The sequence below is a fragment of the Aquiflexum sp. genome, from assembly GCF_977115555.1.
On sequence record NZ_CDSBKL010000158.1, the window covers coordinates 1 to 8681 of the forward strand.

The window sequence follows — 8681 nt, forward strand, 5'->3', positions numbered from 1 at the left end:
AAAGATTGGACAGAATTGAGCTAAAACAACTGGAAACAGACCAAAAATTTGATCAGATTTTCAAAGCCTTGGAGAGTAAAGCACAAGAACCTGAGAAAGGGATATTCTTTGACGGACAGGTTTTTGATGCTTATATTTTTGTTTCTGATTTGATCAGAAAGGCCAATAAATCCATCATCTTGATTGACAATTATGTAGACGACACAGTTCTTACATTGTTTACCAAAAGAAAGGAATCGGTCACTGTGGATATCTTCACAAAAAACATTGGAAAGCAATTCAAACTTGATGTCGATAAGTACAACAGCCAATATCCCAAGGTGAATATCCATGAGTTTACATTGGCCCATGATCGGTTTTTGATTCTCGATGAAGCAACATTATATCACATTGGGGCCTCCTTGAAAGATTTAGGCAAAAAATGGTTTGCTTTTTCTATCATCGATTTAGAAGTCACAAAGATTTTGGACATTTTGAAGAATATAAGAAATTAAATCGAAGATGACCATCCAAAAAACCATAAGCCTCAGGCCCTATCCGAGGGGTTTTCACCTCATCACCTCCATCATCGAGATGCAGTTGGCTGAAATCCGGCAGATCAAGGCAGGGATTCTCCACGTATTTATCCAACATACTTCTGCCGGGTTGACGATCAACGAAAATGCGGATCCGACGGTGAGAAAAGACTTCGAAACTTTTATCAATGACCTGATTCCGGAAGGCTACGCGAAGTTTATCCACAATTATGAAGGAGATGACGATATGCCTGCCCATATCAAAAGCAGCTTTTTTGGCAATAGCCTCCAGATTCCGATCACAGACGGAAAGCTCAATCTGGGAACATGGCAGGGAATTTACCTCTGTGAATTTCGAAACCAAGGAGGTCCTAGGAATATCATTCTGACCGCCATGGGAGCTTAGGCGGAAAACACCTTTTTGCTTAAAGCAGGACATAAAAAAAACCATTGAGAAAGACCTGAATCTAGGATGCTTTTCATTTAAACTTTCCAAATTGGTTTATTCTGCCTCAAATGCTTTTATTTTGCCTTTGGTATAATTCAGGGAAGCCCCCAACTTTTCAAAGGCTAATTTGGAGATCAAAGTTCTCTTAATGAAACGGCTTTTCACCATTCTTTTCTTTGCCCATATTGGCATATCTTTCTCCCAGACTTCGGGTAAGGATATGCCTGCTATCATCGCGGACAAGATAAAAATGGAGATCAAGCTGGATGGGGTATTGGATGAACCGATCTGGCAACAGGAAGGATGGGCGCAGGATTTTCAACAGTTTTTCCCTTCTGACACCTCACTTGCCAAAGCCCAAACTAGGGTTAAAATCGCCTTTGATGAAAAATTCCTTTATATCGCTGCGGTGATGTACAACCTTGGCCCCCGAGAGCCAAATGAATACGTCAGCACTTCCCTGAGAAGGGATTACCGTGGAGAGCAAAATGACGGAGTGACATTTGTCTTCGATACATTCAATGATTACAGCAGTGGATTTCAGTTTGGTATCAATCCATATGGCGTTCAAAGAGAATCCCTGATTGCCAATGGAGGCATGTTATCCACAGACCTCAATTTGGCTTGGGACAACAAATGGTATTCGGAAGCCAAGATTTATGAAGACCATTGGATTATAGAGGCCGCTATCCCCTTTTCGACCCTAAGATACAATGACGGTGCAAGCAATTGGAATGTAAATTTTTACAGGATCGACAGCAAGTACAATGAAAGGAGCACTTGGTCCCCAATTCCAAGAAACTTCAATGTAATTAACCTGGCATTCAGCAGGAAATTGATCTTTTCTGAACCGCTCAAAAAAGAAAATACCAATTTGTCCCTGATACCCTATGTGGCCATGGCTACTGACAGGAACTTTATAGAAGGTACTTCCAATCCTCTGAAACCTACTGTAGGTGGGGATGCCAAGATTGGTATTGGTCCGGCCTTGAATATGGACCTGACAGTGAATCCTGACTTTTCGCAGGTAGAGGTAGATGAACAGGTGACCAATTTGGACCGTTTTGAGATCTTTTTCCCAGAAAGAAGGCAGTTTTTCTTAGAAAATGCTGACTTGTTTGCGGATTTTGGAGCAACCAACCTCAGGCCTTTTTTCTCCCGGAGGATTGGGGTAGACAGGGACGAGACTACCGGTCAAAATGTGCAAAACCAGATACTTTTCGGTGGCAGGCTCAGCGGAAAGTTGGATGACAACTGGCGGATCGGGGCATTGAATATGCAAACTGCCAATGATGTAGAGAGGGGAATCGAAGGGAAAAATTTCTCCGTGGCGGCAATCCAAAGAAAGGTTTTTACGAGGTCAAATATCGGAGTCATCTTTGTCAACAGAGAAACCTTGAACCAAGAACTAGACATTCCGATCTTCAATGACAGCCTTTCCAACAGGTTGCTTGGAGTAGATTACAACCTTGCCTCCAAAGATAACAAGTGGACCGGAAAGTTTTTTTACCACAAGACTTTCGAGAAGGAAGATTTGGACAATACCGCGACTGCCCATGCGGCATTGAACTACGCCACCCCTTCCATAGCTGCCTCGGTGGCATTTTCCCAAGTGGGTGAAAATTATAACCCTGTAGTAGGCTTTACTCCAAGAAACGATTACAAAAGGGCTTTTGCCTCGTTTGAATATCAATTTTTTCCTAAGTCAAATTTGATCAACAGACATGGTCCCGGTGTGGAAACAGAGACACTTTGGAACGAAGAACTTGGTGTGACTGATGGCCTGCATTCTCTTTTTTACAGGATTCGTTTCCAATCACTTTCTACCCTGACGGTTACTGCCTCAAACCGATACACCTACCTGTTTAGGGATTTTGACCCGACGAGGACCGGTGGGGAACCGCTGCTAGCAGGGACGGATTACAATAATTCTCTGATCGGATTCAGGTATATCAGCAATCCAAGAAATAAGATCAATATCAATTTGAGGGGGGATTTTGGGGAATATTTTACAGGAAATATCAAAACCCTGCAGGGAACGATGAGCTGGAGAATGGGCTATATCGCCAATATTTCGATGAATTTCAGTTACAATAAAATCAGACTTCCTGAGCCGCAAAATGATGCAGACCTGTTTCTCATCGGCCCAAGGATAGACCTGACTTTTACCAAAAGTCTTTTTTGGACAACCTTTATTCAGTATAACAATCAGATTGATAACATCAATATCAATACTCGGATCCAATGGCGCTATGCACCCGTTTCAGATCTTTTTATCGTGTATACTGACAATTATTTCCCCTCCACTTTCATGCCTAAACAGCGGGCATTGGTTATGAAGCTGAATTATTGGTTCAATATTTAAAAAAGGGGATATTGGGTTATTTGGTTAATGGTTATTTGGGTGAGAAGATAGATATTCATGGATATTGGAGATTGGTGGATATTATAGTCGGAGATAGGGGATGTTATGGGATATTTGAGAGGAAGTCAAATTATCAAAAATCCTGAATTTGCGCTTGAAATTCAATATCAACCTCGGTATTAGAAACAATATCAAGAAGTATAGGATATCAATGAATATCGATATCATAAGGATATGCATCAAAAGAAAAATTCTGAATTCGTAATTCTGAATTACTTCAATTGATTTTTTGAGAATTCTACAAAAAAGTAGATGACCGGACCAAAGAGCAAAAGAGGAAAGGCAAAGATAAACCACCCCGAGATGCCTGTTCCCGCATTGGATCCGGTATGGAAAGAAAAATATTCGAGAACGACAAACATCAAGAGGATATTGAGTTTGAGCCATCTCCAAAGCCGCTTGTTGATTTGTCTCAAAACGGCCCCTTTGCCTTTATTTATTTGAACAGCATAATCTCCGTATTGTCTATTTTTATTGTAGAGTGTCAATCCTACATATAAAATAGTCGCTACAAAAGGAACCGAATAGGTCATTTTGCTTGCCCAATATTCGGTTGGGTTTCGGAAAAAATCATAATCTTCAGGTACAATTTCCAGACTTTGATGCTGAAAGTAATAAGTCAGCCACCAAAGCCCAATCAATACCAAAAGACTTATAGCTTCTACTAATTTGTCAAGGAAGGAATATTTGGCCTTCCTGGATGTTTTAAAGCTTTTCTTCATGTTTAACTGGTCTCAAAAACTGTAGCTACAAAATGGGATAAATTTAATTCACAAAATTAATGGTCCAATATTAAAATTTCCAAAGATCATACAACTCGAATTCTCCAATCGAGTAAAATGTCATTCTTTGGATTGATCAGATTTTTTAGAAGTCATTTGTTTTTCATCTATTTGCTCCTTTCAAGACCAGGGTATTGCTTCTTCCGGTAAATGTAATCCTGTTTTTGCCCTTATTGCTATTGACCTCTATTTTATTTCCGTTTAGGGTGGCTTGGTCTTGCCGATCTTCGGGCCATGAAAATACAATTTCCCAATCCCCATCTGATTGGTTGAGGATTACTTCTGCCTCGCCGTTTTCTTTCAACTGAAATTCCAAAGAGATTATATTTTGGCCAATACTTACATTTTCAATTTTGGCTTCTTTCCAAGAACTCGGAAAAGCAGGGGATATGTGGATAACTTTATTACCTGCATCCGGCTGAATACCAAAGAACTGGGTCACAATCGGTACACCAAAACTATACAGGTTCCACGCCTGTGCCATCATCCCATAATCAGGGGAAACCTCATAAATAGATCCCGGAAGGGCAAATCCAAAAGACTTTGTCATCCGCTTCAGGTAATTCAAAGCTTCATCTGGGCGACCATAATTGTTCTCTCCAATGGCAGATACACCTGTCGGCAAAGTCATAACAGCCCCGGTATAGGAAAAAGCCTTGCTACCTACAAAAGAGCCATCTGCCAAGTCTGATGACTCATCTCTGTCAATTCCCGTGACAAAGACACCAAAAGGATTGGTGAATTTCTTCCCCTTATCCAAAGCAATGAGGGCTTTATCAGGATCTGCAATTCCCATTTCCATAGGCGTATTGACCACCCAATTATGGAAGATAACAAAGCCTTGCTTTTTGTTTGGAGGATATGTGGATAACTTCTTTCTTGTCGCTTTCAATTCCTCTACAGCCCAAGGCTTGTTGAGTGTATCCGCCCTGATGATGGCAGCATCCACCAAATGTATGGCTTCCTTGGCAGTGCCGATAAAATCCGCATAGCCATTGAATTCCTCTACCCAAAAATCCTCATTGATTTTTTCTATTAGGAGCTCAGCGGTATGTTGATAACTCTTGGAAATAGAGTCCTCTCCCATTACCAAGGCCATTTGTGCTGCATCCGCAAAAGCTTTCTGGGTGTAAACGGCCACGTCTATCATTTCAGATTGGAGGCCGTGGATCTCCATCATGCCATAGCCATCCGGAAAAAGGTTCCCATCCTTGTCATTTTCATCCATCAGCCAATGAAGTCCTTTTTTGACAGTGGGGAAATACTGAGCCAAAAACTCCCGATCTCCGGTCCACTGATATACCCACCAAATCAGCGAAGCAAACTGCGGGGTTTCATTGATATTGCCCGGATTGAAAATCACGCCGTTGGAGCTCACCTCGTGGACGATCTTTCCGTTTCCGTTGGCCTCAGAAAGATTGTGGATAAGTTCGATGGTGCTGTAAACCAAATCCTTTCTTCCTGTGGTAATGGCTCCTTTGAGGGTATATTCATTGTCCACACCAAACCACCAAGGATAATCCGGCATGCCTGCCCCAAGACCTCTCCCGACTTCAGGAACTTCTCTTACCAGCCATTCGGTATTGTATTTGACCCATTCGAAGGCTTTTTCAAGCTCTTTGTCAGGAATCGTGATTTTGGCTTTTGAAGCAATCTGCCTATAGTGTTTCTTCTTGTCTTCCAAATAGGTTTCAGCATTCAGATTCAACTTGTCAAAGGTTTTTTCGGCATCCGTCTTTGAGGTATAAGAACCTGCTATAAAAAACCGATTATGCTTTGATTCTTCAGGCTTGAGTTTGATTTCATAACTTAATTTGGCTGCCTTCCCATTTCCTTGGGGAGAATAATTGCAGTTTTCAGAAGGTCCCTCTGTATTTTTCGCTTTTTGGTTAGCTCCAAATAGTACATACCAATCATTGCCTTCATCCTTTCCCAACCAAGACTGCCGGCCCTCATCAAAGGAGATTTGGTCTTCAAAATCAGTCATGCCAGCCCTCTCTCCCAACCAAACCGGCATCAGGTCAGTGTACCCCGTAAACTCAAAATCAAAGGATATTTCAGTCTTATCCACATTCCTGAAGGTGAACTCAATCACCATTCCCTGAACTCCGTCAGGAACAAACTGAAACCTTTCTACCTCCAATCCGGGAATAGGCGTTTGAAAGAGGTGCTTATTTGCAAAAGGGTAATTGATGAATTGATGGGCAGCATCCAGGCAATATGAATTGTCTTCCCCAATAATTGTAGCAGTAAAACCGTCCATGAGTTTGATAGGATGGTTCCAAATCCCGCCCATCTCTCCTTTGACATGCCAACCCAAATCAGGAAAGGTTCCATCCTGATGTCCGACCATATAGACCCGGTCTCCGGCGGCTACGAAGGGGGTAGCTAGGTATTCAGGATTTCCAATTAGGCCTTCATTATTATCCAATTGGAAAGACAAAGGATTTTGGGTTGAATTATTATTGCATGAAAAAAGCAAAGGCAGTGCTATGCCCAAAAAAAACAAAGCATGACGAAGATTCATAGATTTCTATATTGATGGCTATTGAATAAAGTTAAACCTTTTCAATCAACCCTCAATAAGATGTTTCAGCTTGGTTTGAAAAAAATTCATTCAACCCTATCAGTGAATTTTGTGTTTGCCTCAGTCCGAACATAGTGAAGTGAATCAAATTTAGGAGGTTCTTCTCCTAGACTCGGTGGGGGAAGATAGCTGTCGGTATGTAATTCCACTCTTATATTTTTTGGGATTTGAAATCCTAATTCGAAAAAATTCAACCCCTCTGGGGTTGTTGCTATACTATCCTCATCCATCTTCCCCCGGTTTTACCGGGGGCTATTGAAAAGTTAGACCACTTCATGGTCGGAAATAAATCAAAGTTTTCAATAAATAGAGACACTTAAAGGGGTCAAACCTCTCAATAGCCACGGGTGAAACCCGTGGATTAGAAATTGAAAACAAGATTTCCACGACCCTGAAGGGTGTTGAACATTTTTCTTCCTTAGGAGTACTTCCGAAGTGAAGGGGGCTCCATTGCTACCGCATATCTGTTCATTTTTTCTTATGATGGAGACAAGGGAACAGTGGAAAAAAAACATAAGCATCGCCAAAAACAATGTGGATAAGATGATATTTGGTTGTTTAATACGGCGTAAACAATACCGGAATGATGGAAGATTGTATGGTAGAGCCATCCTGAAACCTTGCTATGATTTTCAAGGAATGCATTTCGGCAATCTGAGGGCTCTCAGTAAATGTGAAATAAAAAGTTCCAAAATTGGATTCGTTTACAAAGTTATCCACAAATTCTTCTTTGGTATAGGTCTGCGTCAGATCTGAAAATGTAGTCAATTCAAACAGATCAGTTCCGGCAGGAAAATTGTCATTGAAATCCTCATTGCTTACCAATTGGAACATGGTTACAGGATTGCTGTTTTTGAAAACCACCGGACATTCCGGGCTTGGATTGAATAGTACCTGAACAGGTTTCGTCATCTTGATATTGATTGTCAACCTGTTTATTGGAAGTGCATCATCGTTATACCAGATGCTGTTGCCGGATCCATCAATTGTCCTTGGGACCATGGATAATTCTGTCAATTCGAAAAGAGTATCTTTACAGGGAGTTTCGCAGGAAGTAGCGAATACCAACGATAATCCAACACCCATGGTGTTGATAAATGAGTTTTTAAACATAGCTGTATTCTTTGCGAGATAGTAAATTGTAATCCTAGGATTGGGATGAGGTGAATCACCATTCCAATCCGTTACCAATCAAATAAATTATTCCCAGAAATACTAGTTTACTGCTGCAATTTCTCCCCAGATGACAAGTTTGATATTATTATTTTGGACGAATTTCCTGCCTTTTCCGCGACATGGATAAAGAGGACAGTAAAACTTGGATTGAGGTTGTAATAAAAAAAGAATAATGTGGATAACTTTTTTATTTGGATGTTGGGATTACTTTTTAAGTCCTTTGATGACCACGTTGCCGGTACCATCCTCAAGACAGGGGTATTGGAATTCAGATTTCAACTTCTTGGAATTATTTATTATATCATAAAATCCATCGAGGTATTTGACAGCTGATTTAATAGATTTTTCATCGAGCAAAACACTTTCTGAATACAGGGCATATATGGCATCTTTTTTTTCCCTGTACAAAGAAAAAGTTTCATCAAAATCCTGCATGTCTGCCATACAATATCCCCTATACCTCCTCTCTACCACTGAAAGCATTTTGAGTTCGGGAGCCGGATTGGCATAAGGTGCTTCTACCATACCCGCATGGTCAAAATCATAGGGCACCGCAATTGGCAATGAGGACTTATCCACATTGATGAGTTTTATGTTTTGACGGTATTGGATGGACCAATCTGTATTTCCAATCAAATATTGAAATACCGCCATCCTTAGAAAATCAGATTGGGGAATACTTTCCGGGCGAATGAGCTCCTGATCTATGGATGTCATTTGATTTCTCGCTGCCATTTGGTCTTCGTCC

Annotated in this window: 5 protein-coding genes and 2 pseudogenes; 3 read left to right on the forward strand and 4 right to left on the reverse strand. The window is 41.0% G+C overall.

All coding sequences use genetic code 11. From position 1 onward, the window contains the following. From ACZFYI_RS10820 to ACZFYI_RS10830, 3 genes and pseudogenes are all read left to right on the forward strand, one after another. Positions 1-494, forward strand: a pseudogene (locus ACZFYI_RS10820) (ORF6N domain-containing protein); the annotation flags it as partial. Between the two features lie 7 nt (positions 495-501). Beyond that, entirely contained in the window at positions 502-921 is a 420-nt protein-coding gene (locus tag ACZFYI_RS10825) for a secondary thiamine-phosphate synthase enzyme YjbQ (protein WP_462524146.1), read from the forward strand. A gap of 190 nt (positions 922-1111) precedes the next feature. Further along, on the forward strand, positions 1112-3328 hold the full coding sequence (locus ACZFYI_RS10830) for a DUF5916 domain-containing protein (RefSeq protein ID WP_462524147.1): 2217 nt from the start codon (positions 1112-1114) through the stop codon (positions 3326-3328). 272 nt (positions 3329-3600) lie between these two features. On the opposite strand, the gene ACZFYI_RS10835 is transcribed toward ACZFYI_RS10830, so the two are convergent. The 4 genes and pseudogenes from ACZFYI_RS10835 to ACZFYI_RS10850 form a co-directional block, all read right to left on the reverse strand. Next, positions 3601-4110, reverse strand: coding sequence for a hypothetical protein (locus tag ACZFYI_RS10835; RefSeq protein WP_462524148.1), 510 nt, complete (start codon positions 4108-4110; stop codon positions 3601-3603). 163 nt (positions 4111-4273) lie between these two features. Then, the gene (locus ACZFYI_RS10840) at positions 4274-6697 is read right to left on the reverse strand and encodes a glucosidase family protein (protein ID WP_462524149.1); all 2424 of its coding nucleotides are present in this window, start codon (positions 6695-6697) and stop codon (positions 4274-4276) included. A gap of 618 nt (positions 6698-7315) precedes the next feature. Continuing rightward, positions 7316-7870, reverse strand: a complete 555-nt coding sequence (locus tag ACZFYI_RS10845) for a DUF5034 domain-containing protein (protein ID WP_462524150.1) — start codon at positions 7868-7870, stop codon at positions 7316-7318. A 267-nt stretch (positions 7871-8137) separates the two neighbouring features. Next, positions 8138-8681, reverse strand: a pseudogene (locus ACZFYI_RS10850) (hypothetical protein); the annotation flags it as partial.